The 19,037-nt window shown below is 58.3% G+C and carries 21 protein-coding genes; 9 read left to right on the top strand and 12 right to left on the bottom strand.

Features of this window, described 5'->3' with window-relative positions; genetic code table 11:
* Positions 1 to 26: 26 nt before the first annotated feature.
* Together MKR05_RS06525 and MKR05_RS06520 are read left to right on the top strand one after the other, a co-directional pair.
* Positions 27 to 266, top strand: coding sequence for a YebV family protein (locus MKR05_RS06525; protein WP_002911393.1), 240 nt, complete (start codon positions 27 to 29; stop codon positions 264 to 266).
* 97 nt (positions 267 to 363) lie between these two features.
* The gene (locus MKR05_RS06520) at positions 364 to 555 is read left to right on the top strand and encodes a YebW family protein (protein WP_002911395.1); all 192 of its coding nucleotides are present in this window, start codon (positions 364 to 366) and stop codon (positions 553 to 555) included.
* On the opposite strand, the gene pphA is transcribed toward MKR05_RS06520, so the two are convergent.
* Positions 552 to 1,205 carry a protein-serine/threonine phosphatase gene (pphA, locus tag MKR05_RS06515; RefSeq protein WP_023290232.1) on the bottom strand — a complete coding sequence of 218 codons (654 nt, stop codon included), beginning with the start codon at positions 1,203 to 1,205 and terminating at the stop codon, positions 552 to 554. The two genes, MKR05_RS06520 and pphA, sit on opposite strands and share 4 nt — an antisense overlap.
* Before the next feature lie 156 nt (positions 1,206 to 1,361).
* On the opposite strand from pphA, the gene MKR05_RS06510 reads away from it, so the two are divergent.
* The gene (locus MKR05_RS06510) at positions 1,362 to 2,330 is read left to right on the top strand and encodes a VirK/YbjX family protein (protein ID WP_165476257.1); all 969 of its coding nucleotides are present in this window, start codon (positions 1,362 to 1,364) and stop codon (positions 2,328 to 2,330) included.
* Between the two features lie 104 nt (positions 2,331 to 2,434).
* Entirely contained in the window at positions 2,435 to 2,578 is a 144-nt protein-coding gene (locus tag MKR05_RS06505) for an Ecr family regulatory small membrane protein (protein ID WP_032425946.1), read from the top strand.
* A 639-nt stretch (positions 2,579 to 3,217) separates the two neighbouring features.
* On the opposite strand, the gene MKR05_RS06500 is transcribed toward MKR05_RS06505, so the two are convergent.
* Genes MKR05_RS06500 through yobA form a run of 3 tightly spaced genes read right to left on the bottom strand, consistent with a single transcriptional unit; the run spans position 3,218 to position 4,820 of the window.
* Positions 3,218 to 3,556: a YebY family protein gene (locus tag MKR05_RS06500; protein ID WP_002911404.1), complete on the bottom strand. Its 339-nt coding sequence runs from the start codon at positions 3,554 to 3,556 to the stop codon at positions 3,218 to 3,220.
* A gap of 16 nt (positions 3,557 to 3,572) precedes the next feature.
* A complete protein-coding gene (gene copD / locus MKR05_RS06495; protein ID WP_048297809.1) occupies positions 3,573 to 4,442 on the bottom strand; it encodes a copper homeostasis membrane protein CopD in 870 nt (289 codons plus the stop codon).
* Between the two features lie 3 nt (positions 4,443 to 4,445).
* The gene (gene yobA / locus MKR05_RS06490) at positions 4,446 to 4,820 is read right to left on the bottom strand and encodes a CopC domain-containing protein YobA (RefSeq protein ID WP_131096029.1); all 375 of its coding nucleotides are present in this window, start codon (positions 4,818 to 4,820) and stop codon (positions 4,446 to 4,448) included.
* 112 nt (positions 4,821 to 4,932) lie between these two features.
* On the opposite strand from yobA, the gene MKR05_RS06485 reads away from it, so the two are divergent.
* Positions 4,933 to 5,163 carry a DNA polymerase III subunit theta gene (locus MKR05_RS06485; RefSeq protein ID WP_002911406.1) on the top strand — a complete coding sequence of 77 codons (231 nt, stop codon included), beginning with the start codon at positions 4,933 to 4,935 and terminating at the stop codon, positions 5,161 to 5,163.
* Between the two features lie 78 nt (positions 5,164 to 5,241).
* Positions 5,242 to 5,901 (top strand): exodeoxyribonuclease X, encoded by a 660-nt coding sequence (gene exoX / locus MKR05_RS06480; protein WP_023290237.1) that lies wholly within the window; start codon positions 5,242 to 5,244, stop codon positions 5,899 to 5,901.
* Positions 5,902 to 5,904: 3 nt separating this feature from the next.
* Here exoX and ptrB read toward each other — a convergent pair whose 3' ends face one another.
* From ptrB to MKR05_RS06465, 3 genes are all read right to left on the bottom strand, one after another.
* Entirely contained in the window at positions 5,905 to 7,965 is a 2,061-nt protein-coding gene (gene ptrB / locus MKR05_RS06475) for an oligopeptidase B (RefSeq protein ID WP_048297811.1), read from the bottom strand.
* 120 nt (positions 7,966 to 8,085) lie between these two features.
* On the bottom strand, positions 8,086 to 8,745 hold the full coding sequence (locus MKR05_RS06470; RefSeq protein WP_102004408.1) for a tellurite resistance TerB family protein: 660 nt from the start codon (positions 8,743 to 8,745) through the stop codon (positions 8,086 to 8,088).
* Positions 8,746 to 8,924: 179 nt separating this feature from the next.
* Positions 8,925 to 9,272, bottom strand: a complete 348-nt coding sequence (locus MKR05_RS06465; protein ID WP_023290240.1) for a YebG family protein — start codon at positions 9,270 to 9,272, stop codon at positions 8,925 to 8,927.
* Positions 9,273 to 9,407: 135 nt separating this feature from the next.
* Here MKR05_RS06465 and purT point away from each other — a divergent pair, with 135 nt between their 5' ends.
* Positions 9,408 to 10,586, top strand: coding sequence for a formate-dependent phosphoribosylglycinamide formyltransferase (gene purT, locus MKR05_RS06460; protein ID WP_131096030.1), 1,179 nt, complete (start codon positions 9,408 to 9,410; stop codon positions 10,584 to 10,586).
* A gap of 57 nt (positions 10,587 to 10,643) precedes the next feature.
* Here purT and MKR05_RS06455 read toward each other — a convergent pair whose 3' ends face one another.
* From MKR05_RS06455 to MKR05_RS06440, 4 genes are all read right to left on the bottom strand, one after another.
* Positions 10,644 to 11,285: a bifunctional 4-hydroxy-2-oxoglutarate aldolase/2-dehydro-3-deoxy-phosphogluconate aldolase gene (locus tag MKR05_RS06455; protein ID WP_002911423.1), complete on the bottom strand. Its 642-nt coding sequence runs from the start codon at positions 11,283 to 11,285 to the stop codon at positions 10,644 to 10,646.
* Between the two features lie 38 nt (positions 11,286 to 11,323).
* Positions 11,324 to 13,135 (bottom strand): phosphogluconate dehydratase, encoded by a 1,812-nt coding sequence (edd, locus tag MKR05_RS06450; protein ID WP_023290242.1) that lies wholly within the window; start codon positions 13,133 to 13,135, stop codon positions 11,324 to 11,326.
* A 222-nt stretch (positions 13,136 to 13,357) separates the two neighbouring features.
* Positions 13,358 to 14,833 (bottom strand): glucose-6-phosphate dehydrogenase, encoded by a 1,476-nt coding sequence (zwf, locus tag MKR05_RS06445; RefSeq protein ID WP_044523979.1) that lies wholly within the window; start codon positions 14,831 to 14,833, stop codon positions 13,358 to 13,360.
* Positions 14,834 to 14,843: 10 nt separating this feature from the next.
* The gene (locus MKR05_RS06440) at positions 14,844 to 14,993 is read right to left on the bottom strand and encodes a hypothetical protein (RefSeq protein ID WP_032453387.1); all 150 of its coding nucleotides are present in this window, start codon (positions 14,991 to 14,993) and stop codon (positions 14,844 to 14,846) included.
* A gap of 159 nt (positions 14,994 to 15,152) precedes the next feature.
* On the opposite strand from MKR05_RS06440, the gene MKR05_RS06435 reads away from it, so the two are divergent.
* On the top strand, positions 15,153 to 16,058 hold the full coding sequence (locus MKR05_RS06435) for a MurR/RpiR family transcriptional regulator (protein ID WP_072096624.1): 906 nt from the start codon (positions 15,153 to 15,155) through the stop codon (positions 16,056 to 16,058).
* 125 nt (positions 16,059 to 16,183) lie between these two features.
* Positions 16,184 to 17,626 carry a pyruvate kinase gene (gene pyk / locus MKR05_RS06430; protein ID WP_002911440.1) on the top strand — a complete coding sequence of 481 codons (1,443 nt, stop codon included), beginning with the start codon at positions 16,184 to 16,186 and terminating at the stop codon, positions 17,624 to 17,626.
* Positions 17,627 to 17,689: 63 nt separating this feature from the next.
* Here pyk and MKR05_RS06425 read toward each other — a convergent pair whose 3' ends face one another.
* On the bottom strand, positions 17,690 to 19,024 hold the full coding sequence (locus MKR05_RS06425; RefSeq protein WP_049013980.1) for a 2-hydroxycarboxylate transporter family protein: 1,335 nt from the start codon (positions 19,022 to 19,024) through the stop codon (positions 17,690 to 17,692).
* Positions 19,025 to 19,037: the final 13 nt, after the last annotated feature.

The following is a 19,037-nucleotide window of genomic DNA, read 5'->3' as shown; positions in this document are numbered from 1 at the left end:
ACTCAGCTGAAAAATGGGGTGAAGCGATGAGTAAAACCAATGTCCGCATCGGCGCGTTTGAGATAGACGATGCCGAACTGCATGGTGAACATCAGGGTGAGCGAACGTTAAGCATTCCCTGCAAATCCGATCCAGATTTATGTATGCAGCTTGACGCCTGGGATGCCGATACCAGCGTTCCCGCGATTCTCAATGGTGAACATTCCGTCCTCTACCGTAAACATTACGACCGCCAGTCCGATGCCTGGGTCATGCGCCTTGCCTGACACCAATGAACCCGTCGCCTGAGACGGGTTATTTATTTCCCCGTCCCGCCGTCATCCCCTACACTAAAGAGTATGTGCCCCCGGACATGAGGCCAGGATGTTTGCCTTAGTGTTGTTTATTTGCTATCTGGATGGCGGCTGCGAGGACATTGTGGTTGACGTCTACCGCGAGGAAACCCAGTGCCTGGTGGCGATGGAAGATCAGCGGATCCGCCACGGCGGCTGCTACCCGATAGAAGATTTTATTGACGGCTTCTGGCAACCCGCCAGCGAATACAGTGACTTTTAGCCTGCCGACTGCAGCGCCACCAGGGTCAGCGTGCCGCCGAACACGGCGCCGGTGTCAATATAGTGTTGATTGTCGTAGTCACAACGCGCGCGAAGCGGCGTATGGCCAAACCAGAAATGGTCAGCCCCGGCGATAGCGCCATGACGCCCCGCCAGATGTTCACTCAGACGATGGCGGCTCCACAGGACCCGCTGGGGATCCACCGGCTGCTGCCAGCGATAGACCGGCGCCGGGTAATCGGCATGGGCGATCACATGCCGCGCCTTTGCGCACTCCACTTCAATAATCAACGGCAGCCGCTGACAGCGCGCCAGCAGCCGATCGACGTCAGCCCGCTGCCGCACGTTGCTCCGGGCGTACCAGTCGCCGCCGTTCATCTGCCAGAGCGTCATATCTCCGCTCTCCAGCGCCTCCAGCGCCATCTGCTCATGATTCCCGCGCACGGCCCTGAACCAGCGGCTGCGCAACAGGCCGAGACAGTCAGCGCTTTGCGGCCCGCGATCGATCAGATCGCCAACCGAGATCAGCAGATCGGCCCAGGGATCAAAGCGCAGCCGGCGCAGGCGCTCCATCAGCAGCGCAAAGCAGCCATGCAGATCGCCCATCAGCCAGATATTACGCCAGTCGCTGCCATTAATACGCTGATACATATAATTACCTCTCTGCCGTAATTATAGGTAATTCCAGCTTACAGCCGCTGTTTTTTATTTACACCTCAATCGATTTTAAACAAACGGCAAATATAGTCGGCCAGAGCATTAAGCTTATCAGTGCCTCGCTTTAAAATAGCAGGAAATAACAACGAGGTGTTTATCGTGACAGACAATAGCCTGCATTCATCCAGCGTGCTTACGCCGCGCTCGCATCTCATTGCCGATCTGGTGATGGGCAGATTAACACCCGCACCTATCTGGCGGCAGAAAAATTACCGCTTTAAGTTTCTGCTGCGCACGGCGTTATTTTATAGCCCTACCAAAGCGATGCTGGAGGCGCTGAGCGCTCGTGACGATTTTAACCAGCTGCTGACGGCGCAGGCGACGCTGCCGGGGAAAGTGCACCGTCAATATTTGACGCGCGATCTCAACGCCTGGCAGCGGGCGATGGCGGTCATAAGCCATTATCGCTATGTCGATACCCTGCGCGGGTCGCGGCTGGCGCATGCCATGACCGCGGTGTGCGAGGTCCCGTTGCTGACGCTCAATGGAAAGGATGAACGCCAGTTTACCCTCTCGGCCTCTTCGGCCGGGAAAGCCGAGCGTGAGGGTGAAACCACCCTATGGCTGCGCGACAGCGACCATACCCTGCTGGCCAGCGCGACCTTCAGCGTGAACCGGGAGGGCGACGCCTGGCAGCTGGTCATCGGCGGTTTACAGGGACCGCGACGCCACGTTTCTCATGAGGTGATCAAGCAGGCGACTCGCGCCTGCTACGGCCTGTTCCCGAAGCGCCTGCTGCTGGAGTTTATCTGGCTGCTGGCCGCTCGCAGCCATATCGCGGCGATTTACGGCGTCAGCGATAACGGCCATGTGTTCCGCGCCCTGCGCTATCGCCTGAGCAAGGGGCGCCATTTCCACGCCAGCTATGACGAGTTCTGGCAATCCATCGACGGCAAGCCGGAAAGCCTCTGGCGCTGGCAGCTACCGCTGCGTCTGGAAAGAAAACCGCTGGAGAGCATCGCCAGTAAAAAACGGGCCGAATACCGGCGTCGATTCCAGCTGCTGGATCAGCTGGCGGAGCAGGTGGCAATATTGACGCAGCCGCTGCCGGGCAAGTAAATTTCGCGAGCAGCGAACCCGCCCCGTCACGCGGCGTTTGCTTATTATGTTCTTATTTCGCTACTATCATGGTCCCCGCAGGCCATAGGATAGTCGTTAGCATGATGAGTAAAACCGAAATTTTTCTGCTGATTATTCTGGCGGTCGTGCTGCTGGGCAGTATATGGTTTATTTTCAGCGATGAAATTTGGCTTTTACTCTGCTATCTGGAGAGTCAGATATTTCCCACCTTTAGCGTTCCGGAATAATATTTTTTGCCCGAAACTACGCCCCTGAATATTATTTGCCGCCATTTCGTGGGGCGCGGACGACTAATCGCATGAATTGCCAAATCAATAAGGTTTTGTTTATTCTATTTATCATACAAATAGGTATACTAGCAGACTTCCGATGTTGGCCCGCCAGTTAACCTGCACGCCGGGCCTGTTTAGGTGCAGGTTTTTTCTTTTCCTCTCCCCTCGCTTACGGTTCCGCCTTCCTCATATCGTTCTTCCGCTGGATGCAATTTGTGTGTAAATGAATTGTGTATGCTAAAAACGGTGTGCTATAACGGGACATCCAGAGGCCAGCCTGGTGATTGACTGACAGGATGTCGCTGGTCATCGCGAAAGCAGACAGATTAAGATAAAAAGAGACCGAATACGATTCCTGTATTCGGTCCAGGGAAATGGCTCTTGGGAGAGAGCCGTGCGCTAAAAGTTGGCATTAATGCAGGCTAAGTCGCCTTGCACTATAAGAATAGTTTAACGCGTCAGCTTTTCCAGTCTGCGGCCAATGTGGCCGAATAATTCCTGGAAAAGAGGGCGCTGTTAGCGAAAAAACCGCCACTGCAGTTGTCCGGCAAGGGCGGTTTTTTTTATGTCATTACAGCGAGATAGCGCGAAAATCTAGCAGAGCTTCTGCGCGCGCTCGATAAACGGCGCGAGGCTCATTTTTTGCCCCGGGTGCTGCGGATCGTCGATCTGGATCACCGAGATCGGCTGGGCGGTGGTTTTGCCGGCTTTGACCTGCTGCTCAGCCACCTCATTGAGCGGATACTGGACCAGGGTGCTCGGGTTGATAGCGTAGAGGGCATTGCCCGGACGACAGGTCAACATCACCTCTTCACGGTTGAACGCCCAGCTCTCCTTTCCTACCTCAAAGCGGCTCACGGTGATAATTTGCGGCGCCGCCAGAGCAGCGCCGGAGCTTGCCAGTAACAACATGGTCAGAACAATTTTTTTCATGATTTTGCCAGTTAATTCAATAAGGTTCCCAGGTGGCAAACAGGCTGACGGCCAGCAGCGCCAGCGCGCCCAGCCCTATCTCGGCCTGCGTGGTTCGCAGGATCAGGCTTTCCGCCCGCGAACCGCTTGCCGACATGCGCGGTACCAGAACATACCTGTTCACTAACGCAATTACCACCATCCCGGCCACCAGCGCACATTTGATCAACAGCAGACGTCCCCAGGGCGATGCGCCAATCAATCCTCCCTGGATCAACAGCGCATTGATCGCCCCGCTGGCAAGGGTGCCGGCGACGGCCAGATGCCCGTAGCGTGAAAAGCGCGCCATGGTATAGACCGCGGCCTGCCGCCAGCGCCCCTGCGCCAGGCGCAGGCAATAGATAAAGGGCAACAGGCCTCCGAACCAGCTGGCGACGCAGAAGAGGTGGACAGCATGATTAGTCCGCTGCAGGGCGCCGAGTAAACCATCATGCATGGCGGCATGCCCTACCCCAGCGGAAAGCAGCAGCTGGGCCGCCAGCAGGGCCACCAGCTGGCGAGCGCCGTGGCGGGGACGGATCCACACCACGGCGAGGGCGATCCACGCCAGCAGGATCTGCCAGATCCACACCCCGCCGAAGCGGGTACCCGCCACCGCCTGCCAGACGGCGGGTTGCCAGACATCCGCCCAGCCCTCGCCCATCATTCCCCCCTGCAGCAGATACAGCGCCAGGGTAGAGAGCGCGCCGATCAGCAGCAGCGGGCGCAACAGCGGATAGAAGCGCAGCATCAGTACGCGTCGCAGCGGCACCGGCGCCCACCAGGCGCCATACAGCACGCAGCCAAAAGCCAGCATCAGGGCGATAAAATGCCCAAAACGCAGGGTAATATAGAGCCCGGTCAGCATCGCTTACTTCACGCTAAAGGTGTATTGCCCTTTGGTTTTATGGCCATCCACTGAAACTACATGCCATGCCACAGTGTATTCTCCCGGCCGCAGGGTTTCCGCCACAGGCACGGTGACCTGGGTGGGGTTGTCGGCGCTGCGGGTCAGTTTGCCGGTGGCCACCGCATGCTGCTGCGGACCGGTGACGGACACCCCGCTGAACGCGGGTTCAATGCCTTCGGAGAAACTGAGCGTCAGCGTCTGCGGAGAAGCCGCCAGCTGCGCACCGGCGGCGGGGATCTGCTGCTGCAGGTGAGCGTGGGCGAGCGCGCCCGTCGCGGTTAATAGCCCGGCAAACGAAACGGAGAGGCGCATCGCGCGTCCAGCAAGAAGTCGCATATTCGTCATTCCCTTTTGTTATGTCTGTAGCACAGAGAATAACCCTGTATAATGGCAGAGTCGAGCCGGGCGTCAGGCCCTGACCGGGTTTACAAGCAGAGTGGAGTGTATGATGGAAAGAAATCTGGCCAAAATTTCGCAAGATGAGATGGATAAAGTCAACGTCGATCTCGCCGCCGCCGGCGTCGCCTTCAAAGAGCGGTATAATATGCCGGTGGTCGCTGATTTGGTCGAGCGTGAACAGCCCGCCCATCTGCGCGACTGGTTCCGCGAACGACTGATCGCCCATCGGCTGGCCTCCGTCTCGCTGTCCCGCCTGCCCTGGGAGCCGAAACAGAAATAATGCCTACTTCCCCCCTCGCCGTCGGTTGGCAAGCCTGGCCAATTGCTTTACGCTTATTGTTTTGCTCTGGAGCGAGCCATGCTGCGCGTCATTGATACCGAAACCTGTGGACTGCAGGGGGGCATCGTTGAAGTCGCCTCGGTCGACATTGTCGACGGGCAGATCACCAATCCCATGAGTCATCTGGTGCGTCCTGACCGCCCCATCAGCCCGCAGGCGATGGCTATTCACCGGATTACCGAAGAGATGGTCGCCGATAAGCCATGGATTGAGGAGATTATTCCGCACTATCATGGCAGCCCGTGGTATGTCGCGCATAACGCCAGCTTCGATCGTCGGGTGTTACCGGAGATGCATGGCGAGTGGATATGTACCATGAAGCTGGCCCGCCGGCTGTGGCCGGGGATCAAATACAGCAATATGGGGCTCTATAAATCACGTAAGCTGAACGTGGCCACGCCGCCGGGGCTGCATCACCACCGGGCGCTGTATGACTGCTATATCACCGCTGCGCTGCTGCTGGATATCATCAACGTTTCCGGCTGGACGCCTGACGAAATGGCCGATATCACCGGTCGGCCGGCGCTGCTCACCACCTTCACCTTCGGCAAATACCGCGGTAAAGCCGTCGCCGAGATTGCTGAAAACGATCCAGGCTATCTGCGCTGGTTATTCAACAATCTCGACCGCATGAGCCCCGAGCTGCGCCTCACGCTCAAGCATTACCTCGGGGAATAGCCCCTACACTGCCGCTTTCCCCGGCAGTGTCCCCTGCGCCAGGGCGATGAAAAAGGCGTACTCCAGCGCCACCCCCTCATAGCTTTTAAAGCGCCCGGATTTTCCGCCATGGCCGGAGTCCATATCGGTGCAGAGCAGCAGCAAGTTATCGTCGGTTTTCAGTTCACGCAGTTTCGCCACCCACTTCGCCGGCTCCCAGTATTGCACCTGGGAATCGTGCAGCCCGGTGGTCACCAGCATATGCGGATACGCCTGCGCCTTCACGCCGTCGTAGGGGCTGTAGCTTTTCATGTAGTGGTAATAGGTTTCATCCTGCGGGTTCCCCCACTCTTCAAATTCGCCGGTCGTCAGCGGAATGGTCTCATCCAGCATGGTGGTCACCACGTCGACGAACGGCACCTGAGCTATTACGCCGTGGAACAGCTCTGGACGCTCGTTAACGGCCACCCCCATCAGCATCCCGCCGGCGCTGCCGCCCATGCCATAGCAGAGCCGCGGGTCGCCGTACCCCTGGGCCAGCAGCGCGTCGCAGACGTCCAGATAGTCGTTGAAGGTATTTTTCTTACACAGGAATTTTCCATCCTCATACCACTGCTGGCCCAGCTCGCCGCCGCCGCGAACGTGGGCGATAGCGTAGACAAAGCCCCGGTTGAGCAGGCTCAGCCGGCTGGCGCTGAAATCGGCATCGATACTGTCGCCATACGAGCCATAGCCATAGACCAGCAGCGGATTGCTCCCTTTACGAAAATGGTCGCGATGATAGACCAGCGAGACCGGGACTTCGACGCCATCGCGGGCGGTTACCCACAGGTGCTCGCTCTGATAGCAGCGGGTGTCCAGCCCCTTCACCTCCTGCTGCTTGATCACCCGTCGTTCGCCGGTATCCATATCCAGCTCAAACAGGGTGTCGGGCGTGGTCATCGAGGAGTAGCCGTAGCGCAGGCGCGACGTTTCAGGCTCCGGGTTATAGGCAAGCCAGGTGACATAGGCCGGATCGTCGAAGGCGATCCCTACCACCTCCCGGGTCCTGCGGTTAATCTGCCGCAAACTGGTCAGGCCGCGCTGACGCTCCTCGACGACCAGCCAGTCGGTAAACAGGGTAAATCCTTCGAGCATTACGTCGTGACGCGGCGGGATCAGCGTGGTCCACTGCTCTTCATCGCGCAGCACGGTACGGTAGAGGCCAAAATTCTTCCCCTCCCGGTTGGATCGCAGATAAAAAGCGTGCTGATAGTGATCGAGGCTATATTCATGATCTTTACGCCGCGGCAGGAAGCAGACCGGTTCGGCGTCTGGCAGTTCGGCGTTGAGCAGCAGCACTTCGCTGGTGGTGGCGCTGGAGAGATAGATCACCACGAACTGCTGGGATGTGGTTTTATGCACGCTGACGTAGAAGGTCTCATCTTTTTCCTCATAGACCAGCGCGTCGCTCTGCGCCGGCGTCCCGACGGTGTGGCGCCAGACCTGATAAGGAAGCAGTGTGGTGGGATGTTTACGCACATACCACACAAAGCGTGAATCGTTGCTCCAGGCAAAGCCGGAGGTGACATTTTCCAGGGTCTCCGGATACCACTCGCCGTTGCTGAGATCGCAAAAGCGCAGCCCGTACTGGCGGCGGGAAAGATAATCTTCCGCCACCGCCATCAGCTGGTTGTTGGGCGCAATGCCCAGCCCGCCCAGGGTGTAAAACTCGCTTTTCGCCGCCCGCTGGTTGGCATCAAGCAGGATCTCCCACTCGTCCCACTCCTCTTTCAGCACCGACTGGCGCTGGTAGATAGCGTATTCGCAGCCCGGCTCGTACACCTGACGATAGCGAAAGCCGTTTTTGCTGTAGGGGGCCGAGACTTCCCGCTGCGGAATGCGGTCGATAATCTCTTTCAGCAGACGCTCCTGCAGGCTGAGCTGCGAATCCATCACTTGCTTGCCGTAGGCGTTTTCCGCGTGCAGATATTCCAGCACATCAGGCCGCGCGCGTTCATCGTCGCGCAGCCAGTAATAGTTATCGATGCGTGTATCGCCATGCAAGGTCATGGCGTGAGGGATCCGTTTGGCTTTAGGTGGCATGTTATTCTTCTGCTGCTTTTTCGTGACACAAGAGCATTCAGGCCGCAGGGTGGCGCCTGAATGATGACGTGTCTATAAGGGTGGCAAAAGACGCGGGCGATGCAAGCGAAACGTGATAATTTAAACGCTTAGCGCCTGTTTTTGTGACTGGATATCCTGTTCGATGTCGGCCCGGACATCTTTTGGCAACGCCAGGGCCTCACCCAGGGCGTTGAGATAGCTGCGCTCCATAAAGTGGTCGATATCGATCACCGCGCAGCTGACGTAGTAGATCTCCAGCGCCTCCTGCGGGTCAACGATGCCCTCGGCGAGACGCTGCGGATCCAGCGGCTGAGCCAGCGCCTGGTCAATCAGCACCCGGGCCTGAACGTCAATATTGGCTTCCCGAAGCTGGGCTTCAATCCTCGCCCGCTCGTGATCGTCGATATGCCCATCGCTTTTGGCGGCAAACACCAGGGCGGTGATCAGCCGCACGCTGCGCGGATCGACATCCGCCGGCGCCGCAGCCGTCTCTTGTGTCGGGGCGGGCGTGTTCTGAGCGCGCATTTTCTGCTGATACTTGTTCCACAACACGGTACCCGCCACTGCCCCACCGCCAGCCAGCAGCGCGCTGGTGCCATATTTCGCCAGCAGCTTGCGTGACGATTTGCTGGCCACCAACAGCCCTGCCAGCCCGCCGATGGCGCCGGGCAGCAGGGCGCTCCCTTTTGACGATTCGCCGGACGGCGACGCGCCCTGCTGTCCGAGCAGCGACTGCAGTTGATTTAGCCAGTTAGCCATGGTTTTCCTCTCAGGTGACAAACACTGTTATCAGCCTAAACGACGCGATGTCAGGAAATGTTAGATATGGCTAAAGATGCGCAAAGGTGCGCGCGGCGGCGGTACCGGGTTCAGCCGACCAACCCGCCAGCCCGCCAGCCCGCCAGCCCGCCAGCCCGCCAGTGGCTGACCGCCAGCCATCAGGCCGCTTTGGCTTTCCGCGTTTTGGCAGCCGGCGCGGCGGCATCTTCCGCCGGGGTAGCCTCTGCGTCCGTTGACGGCGCGGGCGCATCGTGCGCAGTCGCATCCTGCTCCGGCAGTTTGCCGGCGCGCAGGATATGCTGCAGCGCCTCTTTACGCTCCGCCAGCCACATCGCCATGGTATCGCGCTGGGCATCATCCATTTCCAGCGGCGATGCTACCAGCCAGTCATTCAGCACCTCTGCCAGATCGAGCATTTTGTCGTAAGCGTCGGCCTCTTTTTTGCTGGCAAAAGACATTTTTTCCTCACCTTCGCGGATCACCACATATTTAATTTCAACCGCCATGCTGCAGCCTCTCGATACTGTATTTTTATACAGTATAACAAATTTCCCTTCCGGACTCAACTCACGCGCGTAAAGACAGACGCAAACGTTTTCGTTTATAATCGACCGCATCTTTTTTTACTGCGGAAGAGAGTTATGACTGTATTAGGCACCGCGCTGCGCCCGGCAGCCACCAAAGTTATGCTGTTAGGCTCCGGCGAGCTGGGTAAAGAAGTCGCCATTGAATGTCAGCGCCTGGGCATTGAAACTATCGCCGTCGACCGCTACCCCGATGCCCCGGCGATGCAGGTCGCCCACCGCGCCCACGTCATCAATATGCTGCACGGCGAGAGCCTGCGCGCGCTGATCGAACAGGAAAAACCTGATTACATCGTGCCGGAGATCGAAGCTATCGCCACCGATACCCTGGTCGAACTGGAGCAGGCCGGGCAGAAAGTGGTCCCCACGGCGCGGGCAGCGAAGCTCACCATGAACCGCGAAGGCATTCGCCGTCTGGCGGCGGAAGAGCTGCAGCTCCCCACCTCCAGCTACCGTTTCGCCGACAGTGAAGACGCCTTCCGCGCGGCGGTCGCGGAGATCGGCTTGCCGTGCATCATCAAACCGGTGATGAGCTCCTCCGGTAAAGGCCAGAGCTTTATCCGCTCGGCTGACCAGCTCAGCGAAGCCTGGCGCTACGCCCAGCAGGGCGGCCGCGCCGGCGCCGGGCGGGTGATCGTCGAAGGGGTGGTGAATTTCGACTTTGAAATAACCCTGCTCACCGTCAGCGCCGTCGATGGCGTGCATTTCTGCGCCCCGGTCGGCCATCGTCAGGAAGATGGCGATTATCGTGAATCCTGGCAGCCGCAGCAGATGAGCGACCTGGCCCTTGAACGCGCTCAGGATATCGCCCGTAAGGTAGTGCTGGCGCTGGGGGGGCATGGCCTGTTCGGCGTGGAGCTGTTCGTTTGCGGCGACGAGGTGATCTTCAGCGAAGTCTCCCCGCGCCCGCACGACACCGGAATGGTGACGCTTATTTCGCAGGATCTCTCGGAATTCGCTCTGCACGTTCGCGCCTTTCTTGGGCTGCCCGTCGGCGCCATCCGCCAGTATGGCCCAGCCGCTTCCGCGGCGATCCTTCCGCAGCTGACCAGCCAGAACGTCAGCTTCGGCCAGCTGCAGTCGGCCGTCGGAGCTGGCCTGCAGCTGCGTCTGTTCGGCAAACCGGAAATTGACGGCACCCGTCGTCTGGGGGTGACCCTCGCCGTCGCCGATTCAGTGGAAGAGGCCGTGGCGCGGGCTAAAACCGCCGCCGCGGCGGTTATCGTCGAAGGGTAAAAACAAAAAAACCCGGTCGCGTTGCCGCTGACCGGGTTGTTGACCTTGAGGCGCGGTTTACTTCGCGCCTTCCACCGCTTCACGCGCCAGGGTGGTGATGCGATCGTAGTCGCCAGCTTCCAGGGCGTCGGCCGGCACCAGCCAGGAACCACCGATGCACAGCACGCTGTTCAGCGCCAGGTAATCACGGTAGTTGGCCGGGGAGATACCGCCGGTCGGGCAGAAACGAATGTGACCGAACGGACCAGCAATCGCCTGAAGCGCTTTCACGCCGCCGTTGGCTTCCGCCGGGAAAAATTTAAACTCTTTCAGACCGTACTGCATGCCCAGCATCAGCTCGGAGACGGTGCTGATCCCCGGGATCAGCGGAATAGTGCCGTCTTCGGTCGCCGCTTTCAGCAGAGATTCGGTCAGCCCCGGGCTGATAGCGAACTGCGCGCCGGCTTCTGTTACCGCTTTCAGCTGCTCGACGTTGGTGACGGTGCCCGCGCCGACAATCGCGTCCGGCACTTCTTTAGCAATCGCGCGGATCGCCTCCAGGGCGCACTCGGTGCGCAGAGTCACTTCCAGGACGCGCACGCCGCCCGCGACCAGCGCTTTCGCCATCGGTACCGCGTGTTCCAGCTTTTTCACTACGATAACCGGGACAACCGGACCGGAGGTGAGGATTGCTTCTGCTGTTGTTTTCCAGTTTTTCATCAGGATTTTCTCTCGCCAGATCTAGAAATTAAATCGTCTTAAAAAGTGATGCAGGTTGCGCCCTGCTCCGCGCCAGATAGCTTCTCACGCAGCGCCCCAAACATCTCCCGACCGGTTCCTACGCGCGACGCGCTGAGGTCAGGGATATGCGGCTGACGCGCCGCCAGTTCGGCATCGTCCACCAGCAGCGTCAGTTCCCCCGTCTGCCCGTTCACGCGAATAAGATCGCCATCGCGCACTTTCGCCAGCAACCCACCATCATAGGCTTCAGGCGTGACATGGATGGCTGACGGGACTTTACCGGAGGCGCCAGAGAGTCGGCCATCGGTCACCAGCGCTATTTTGAAACGGCGGTCCAATAATACACCAAGTGGCGGCATAAGTTTATGTAATTCTGGCATCCCGTTCGCTTTTGGCCCCTGATGGCGGACCACCACCACGCAGTCTTTGTCCAGCAGACCCGCTTCAAAGGCCGGCAACACGTCGTGCTGGCTCTCGAACACCACCGCCGGCGCTTCGATCACCTGGTTCTCTACCGGGACTGCCGAGGTTTTCATGACCGCACGGCCGAGGTTACCGCTCAGCACCTTGGTGCCGCCGTGACGGGAGAACGGTTTCTCGAACGTCGCGATGACCTGATCGTCAAGCGGCGCCGTCGCGCCTTCCCGCCAGTCCAGCTCGCCGTTGTTGAGCCACGGCTCGAGGGTGTAGCGCGACAGGCCGAAGCCGGCGACGGTGTGAACGTCCTCATGCAGCAGGCCGCCTTTCAGCAGCTCGCGCACCAGAACCGGAACGCCGCCCGCCGCCTGGAAATGGTTGATATCCGCCGGGCCGTTGGGGTAGAGGCGCGCCAGCAGCGGTACCACGTCTGACAGGTCGGAGAAATCATCCCAGTTAATGATGATGCCCGCCGCGCGGGCCATCGCCACCAGGTGCATGGTGTGGTTGGTGGAACCGCCGGTCGCCAGCAGCGCCACAATGCCGTTGACCACCACTTTTTCGTCAAACATTTTGCCCAACGGCATCCACTCGTTGCCATTGCCGGTCATGCGGGTGACCTGGCGCGCGGCGGCAGCGGTCAGCGCTTCCCGCAGCGGGGCATCCGGATGGACGAAGGACGATCCCGGCAGCTGCATGCCCATAAACTCCACCACCATCTGGTTGGTGTTCGCCGTACCGTAGAACGTACAGGTCCCCGGAGCGTGGTAAGAAGCGGCTTCGGACTCCAGCAGCGCCATGCGGTCAACTTTGCCCTCAGCGTATAGCTGGCGAATGCGAACCTTCTCTTTATTAGGCAGGCCGCTGGCCATCGGACCGGAGGGAATAAAGACCGACGGCAGGTGGCCGAATGAGAGCGCCGCCATGGTCAGTCCGGGCACAATTTTATCGCACACGCCGAGATACAGCGCGCCATCGAACATGTTATGCGACAGGCCGATGGCCGCGGACATGGCGATCACTTCGCGACTCAGGAGAGAGAGCTCCATGCCGTCCTGTCCCTGGGTCACGCCGTCGCACATCGCCGGCACGCCGCCGGCCACCTGGCCGACCGCATTGGCGCTGTGCAGCGCTTTGCGAATGATATCCGGGTAGTGTTCGTAGGGCTGATGCGCGGACAACATATCGTTGTAGGAGGTGATGATGGCGATGTTGTTGCGCAACATGCTTTTCAGGGAGGCTTTGTCGTCGGCCTGACAGGCCGCGAAACCGTGAGCCAGATTGCCGCAGGCCAGTTGCGCACGATGCACGGTGTCGGTTTTGGCCTGGTTAATCCTTGCGAGGTAAGCCGCGCGGGTATCACGCGACCGTTCGATAATGCGATTTGTTACCCGTAACATTGTCGAATTCATAAAGGCTCCTCAAAATTTTATCTGTCCGGCCGCTGCGAGATGACGTGTTTTGGTGCCCGAAGCCACCAACACCAGCGCTCAGGGGCAAAATGTCTGCAGGCAGTGTAATAAAAAAAGCCCCGTGGGTGAATCCTCACGGGGCTTAAAAGATTAAAAAGCGTGCGACTTTCTGCGTCAGATCATGTTACCGGTAAAATACCCCTGACGGATAAGACCGCGAGCTTACTCGAACTCGTTCCACGAGCGACCATCGCGGGTGATCATGGCCACCGAGGCCACGGGTCCCCAGGTCCCGGCCTGATACGGTTTCGGCGCATCGCGGTCGGCTGCCCAGGCTTCGGTGATGGAGTCCACCCACTTCCACGCCTCTTCCACTTCATCACGGCGGACGAACAGCGCCTGGATACCGCGCATGGTCTCCAGCAGCAGACGTTCATAGGCATCGGCCAGATGCGTCTGGTTGAAGGTTTCGGAGTAGCTCAGATCCAGCTTGGTGATCTGCAGGTTATGCTTGTGGTCGAGGCCCGGCACTTTGTTCAGGACCTGGATATCCACCCCTTCGTCCGGCTGCAGACGAATGGTCAGCTTGTTCTGCGGCAGCTCCTGCCAGGTCTCTTTAAACAGGTTCAGCTCCGGCGTTTTGAAATAAACCACCACTTCGGAACATTTGGTCGGCAGACGTTTGCCGGTGCGCAGATAGAACGGTACGCCAGCCCAGCGCCAGTTATCGATATCAACGCGGATCGCCACGAAGGTTTCGGTGTTGCTGGTTTTGTTCGCCCCCTCTTCTTCGAGGTAGCCTGGCACTTTTTTGCCCTGGGCAAAGCCGGCGGTGTACTGGCCGCGAACGGTTTTCTCGCGCACGTTGGAGCGGTCAATACGGCGCAGGGATTTCAGCACCTTAACCTTTTCATCACGGATGCTGTCGGCGCTGAGATCGGACGGCGGCGACATGGCAATCATGCACAGGATCTGCAGCAGGTGGTTCTGGATCATGTCGCGCATCTGTCCGGCCTGGTCGAAGTACCCCCAGCGCCCTTCAATGCCTACCTCTTCCGCGACGGTGATTTCCACATGATCGATGGTACGGCAGTCCCAGTTATTGACGAACAGGGAGTTGGCAAAGCGCAGCGCCAGCAGGTTGAGGACCGTCTCTTTTCCGAGGTAGTGGTCGATACGGTAGACCTGGCACTCTTCAAAAAACTCGCCGACCTGATCGTTGATTTCCCGCGAGGTTTCCAGCGAAGTGCCCAGCGGTTTTTCCATGACCACCCGCGCAGGCTTGGCATTGAGCTTCGCTTCGCCCAGACCTTTACAGATGGCGCCAAAGGTGCTCGGCGGCATGGCGAAATAGTTGATGGTGACGCGATTCTTTTGGTCCAGCATGTCGCCCAGGCGGCTGAATCCGCTGGTGTCATTGACGTCAAGATTACAGAACTCCAGGCGTCCGCTCAGGGAATCCCACAAACCTTCATCAATTTTTTCCTTCATGAAGGTTTCCAGCGCTTCGCGCACCACTTTGGTGTAAGCCGCTTTATCCCAGTCGGCACGGCCGACGCCAATGATCCGGGTGTCGGCGTGGATCTGGCCCGCCTTTTCAAGCTGATACAGGGAAGGCAACAATTTACGCCGCGCCAGGTCGCCCTTCGCGCCGAAAATGACCAGGTCGCATGCCTGGGCCGTTTGCGTTACCGCCATGTCATTCTCCTCAGTTGATAGTCTGGTGCTTTTGCCAGGCTATATTTGTAATTTTCTTACACTGCACTGTACTGTGTTTACGTATTTCCCGAAAGCCTTCCCCTCCGTTTGCGGCGGGAAAACCGCACAGGGTGAAAACATTCGGCGATGATTTGGGCATCTGGCTGATATTGTTCGTTGTTTGTACCTGTTTCAGGTCAGTAAAATACGACTCTGATCATGTAATGAAAAAAAACAACATTTTTTCCCGTCATTCCTCACCGCTTGCGCTTGCGGAGGGGTATATTCTTGCTAAAACGCCCGATGATTTCACCCATTAATGAAATCGTTTCCATTGATGAGCGCCCTGTTACTAATGAACATGCTGGAAAAAATCCAGTCCCGACTGGAACACCTTAGCAAATCTGAACGCAAAGTGGCGGAAGTGATCCTTGCCACCCCCGCGCAGGCCATTCATTCGAGCATCGCCGCCCTCGCTCTTGAGGCCGGGGTGAGCGAACCGACCGTCAATCGCTTTTGCCGCAGTCTCGAAACCCGCGGCTTTCCTGACTTCAAACTGCATCTCGCCCAGAGCCTTGCGCACGGCACACTCTATGTTAACCGCAATGTTGATGAAGACGACAGCGTTGAGTCATACACGGGAAAAATATTTGAATCGGCCATGGCGAGTTTAGATCAGGTCCATCATTCTCTCGACATGTCGGCAGTGAATCGCGCGGTGGATCTCCTGACTCAGGCCAAAAAAATCGCCTTTTTCGGCCTGGGCTCTTCGGCGGCGGTCGCTCATGACGCGATGAACAAATTTTTCCGCTTTAACGTGCCGGTCATCTATTCCGACGACATTGTCCTGCAACGCATGAGCTGTATGAATTGCGATGACGATGATGTGGTGGTGATTATCTCGCATACCGGCAGGACCAAGAGCCTGGTGGAGCTGGCGCAGCTGGCCCGTGAAAACGATGCCATGGTGATCGCCCTCACCTCCCCCGGCTCGCCGCTGGCCCGGGAAGCCACGCTGGCCATTACCCTGGATGTGCCGGAAGATACCGACATCTATATGCCAATGGTCTCGCGTCTGGCCCAGTTGACCGTCATTGACGTGCTGGCGACTGGCTTTACCCTGCGCCGGGGAGCAAAATTCAGAGATAACTTGAAGAGGGTCAAGGAAGCGCTGAAGGAATCGCGTTTTGATAAAGAACCGTTCGTACCCAGTGATAATCAATAAAAGTTGATAACAAGCAGTACCCCATTACACCTTCGATAACGATCCGGCTGTGCGACGTTGCAGGCTGGCGCTACCGAATCCATGTTCACGCAACACCAAAGTTGTATCAGTCAACGGAGTATTACATGTCCAGAAGGCTTCGCAGAACCAAAATCGTTACTACCTTAGGCCCGGCAACTGACCGCGATAACAACCTGGAAAAAGTTATCGCCGCGGGCGCAAACGTAGTGCGTATGAACTTCTCTCACGGCACCCCGGAAGATCATCAGCTCCGTGCCGATAAAGTGCGTGAGATTGCGGCAAAACTGGGCCGTCACGTAGCCATCCTCGGCGACCTCCAGGGACCAAAAATTCGCGTATCGACCTTTAAAGAAGGCAAAATTTTCCTCAACGTCGGCGACAAATTCCTGCTCGACGCCAACCTCGGCAAGGGCGAAGGCGACAAAGAGAAAGTCGGAATCGACTATAAAGGCCTGCCGGCGGACGTCGTGCCTGGCGATATCCTGCTGCTCGACGATGGTCGCGTGCAGCTGAAAGTCCTCGAAGTTCAGGGGATGAAAGTGTTCACCGAAGTGACCGTCGGCGGCCCGTTGTCCAACAACAAAGGGATTAACAAGCTGGGCGGCGGCCTGTCTGCCGAAGCGCTGACTGACAAAGACAAGGCCGATATCGTCACCGCCGCTAAAATTGGCGTCGATTATCTCGCCGTCTCCTTCCCGCGCTGCGGCGAAGACCTGAACTACGCCCGTCGCCTGGCGCGCGATGCCGGTTGCGATGCGAAAATCGTCGCCAAAGTCGAGCGTGCGGAAGCCGTCTGCGACCAGGACGCCATGGACGACGTGATCCTCGCCTCCGATGTGGTGATGGTTGCCCGCGGTGACCTCGGGGTCGAAATCGGCGATCCGGAGCTGGTGGGCATCCAGAAAGCGCTGATTCGTCGTGCGCGTCAGCTGAACCGTTCCGTCATCACCGCCACCCAGATGATGGAGTCGATGATCACCAACCCGATGCCGACCCGTGCGGAAGTCATGGACGTGGCCAACGCCGTGCTGGATGGTACCGATGCGGTGATGCTCTCCGCGGAAACCGCTGCCGGTCAGTACCCGTCGGAAACCGTGGCCGCGATGGCGCGCGTCTGTCTGGGCGCCGAAAAAATCCCGAGCCTCAACGTCTCCAAACACCGTCTGGACGTCCAGTTCGACAACGTGGAAGAAGCGATTGCCATGTCGGCGATGTATGCCGCCAACCACCTGAAAGGCATCACGGCCATCATCACCATGACCGAATCGGGCCGTACCGCGCTGATGACCTCGCGCATCAGCTCCGGTCTGCCGATTTTCGCCCTGTCCCGCCACGAGCGCACCCTAAACCTGACCGCCCTCTACCGCGGGGTGACGCCGGTGTTCTTCGACAGCCAGAATGACGGCGTGGCCGCTGCGCACGATGCCGTCAATCTGCTGCGGGACAAAGGCTACCTGGTCTCCGGCGATCTGGTGGTCGTTACCCAGGGTGACGTGATGAGCACCATCGGCAGCACCAACACCACGCGTATCCTCACCGTCGAGTAAGCCTCGGTCTCTACCTGCCAGCGCTACGGCTGGCAGGTATTTTTTTGCCCAACGCCCGGCAGGCTACACCATCCAGCTCAGCAATAGCGTCGCAGCGATCACCGTCGACGCCCCACCGATACGCGTCGCAATCTGTGCAAACGGCATCAATCCCATGCGGTTTGAGGCCGAGAGAATGGCGACATCCCCCGTTCCGCCCAGCCCGCTGTGGCAGCTGGTAACGATGGCGGCTTCCACAGGATACATATTAAGACGTGAAGCGATAAAGAACCCGCTCAGCGCCATAGCAATGACAATGGAGCCGCACACCACGACGTAGCCAACGGAGAAGACCGAGACCACGCTCTCCAGCGGTACATACAGCATGCCCAGGCCGATCATCAGCGGCCACACCAGCGCGGCGGAGACGAACTTGTAGCAACTGTGCGCTCCCAGCTCCATCGCCGCCGGGATAACTTTTGTATATTTGCAGAATACCGCCGCCAGAATCATCAGAACCGGCCCCGGAATATGCACCACCTTCTCCAGCAGACCGCCGATGATGAAAAAGGCGCAAATCATCAGCAACCCGGCGCCCATGAGCTGAAAATCGGTGGGCTGCGTACTCTGATTCTGCGCAAAGACGCTATTATCTTCATGGCTGCGGATCAGCATCCCGTTGCCGGACAGCGCCGGGCGACGAGCGCCCATGCGGGCCAGAAAGCCGGCGCAGATAATGGCGAAGATGTTACCCACCACCGCCGCCGGCGCCAGTTGAGCCACGTAGACATCTGGCGCCTGTCCGAGGATCGCCGAATAAGCCAGCGACAACGGCAGGATCCCTTCGCCGATGCCGCCACCGATAATCGGCACAATGATAAAGAAGAAGGTGTGATACATACTGTAGCCGAATAAGCTGCCCACCAGCAGGCCGGTTACGATTGCCGCGCCGGTTCCGACCACCAACGGGACAAACATGCGCACCATCCCCTGGATCAGAATCGTGCGGTTCATGCCAAGGATACTGCCGACCACCAGGCAGGCGATGACGAAATAGAGGAGATTGGCCTCCTTCATCAGTAAATGCACGGTATCGAGCGTATGCGCTTCAAATACGCCAAAGTAGACCAGCACTGAGGGCGTCATCAGACACAAAATCGCCGGACCGCCAATATCTTTTAACACCGGCACCATGCGGCCAATTTTCGCCAGTGCGAACCCCAGGGTCATGATGACCGCCAGTCCGCCAATCATGTTTTTTGGCAACAACCCCGCGCCAGCGGAGAGCGCCACTATCGCGGCGATACCTATAAACAGCGTTAACGGCACGGCGCCGACTTCGATATTGGCGAAAAGTCGAGTCGCTTGCCCGTTCGGCAACGTTTTATCTATCGGGTGGTTGAGTGAATTATTTTTCATATTTTTACCTGAA

It is taken from the genome of Klebsiella sp. K5-204, assembly GCF_030128585.1.
Lineage (GTDB): Bacteria > Pseudomonadota > Gammaproteobacteria > Enterobacterales > Enterobacteriaceae > Klebsiella > Klebsiella quasipneumoniae.
The sequence above is the reverse complement of the archived record's forward strand: the minus strand, read 5'-3'. Positions and strand labels throughout refer to the sequence as shown.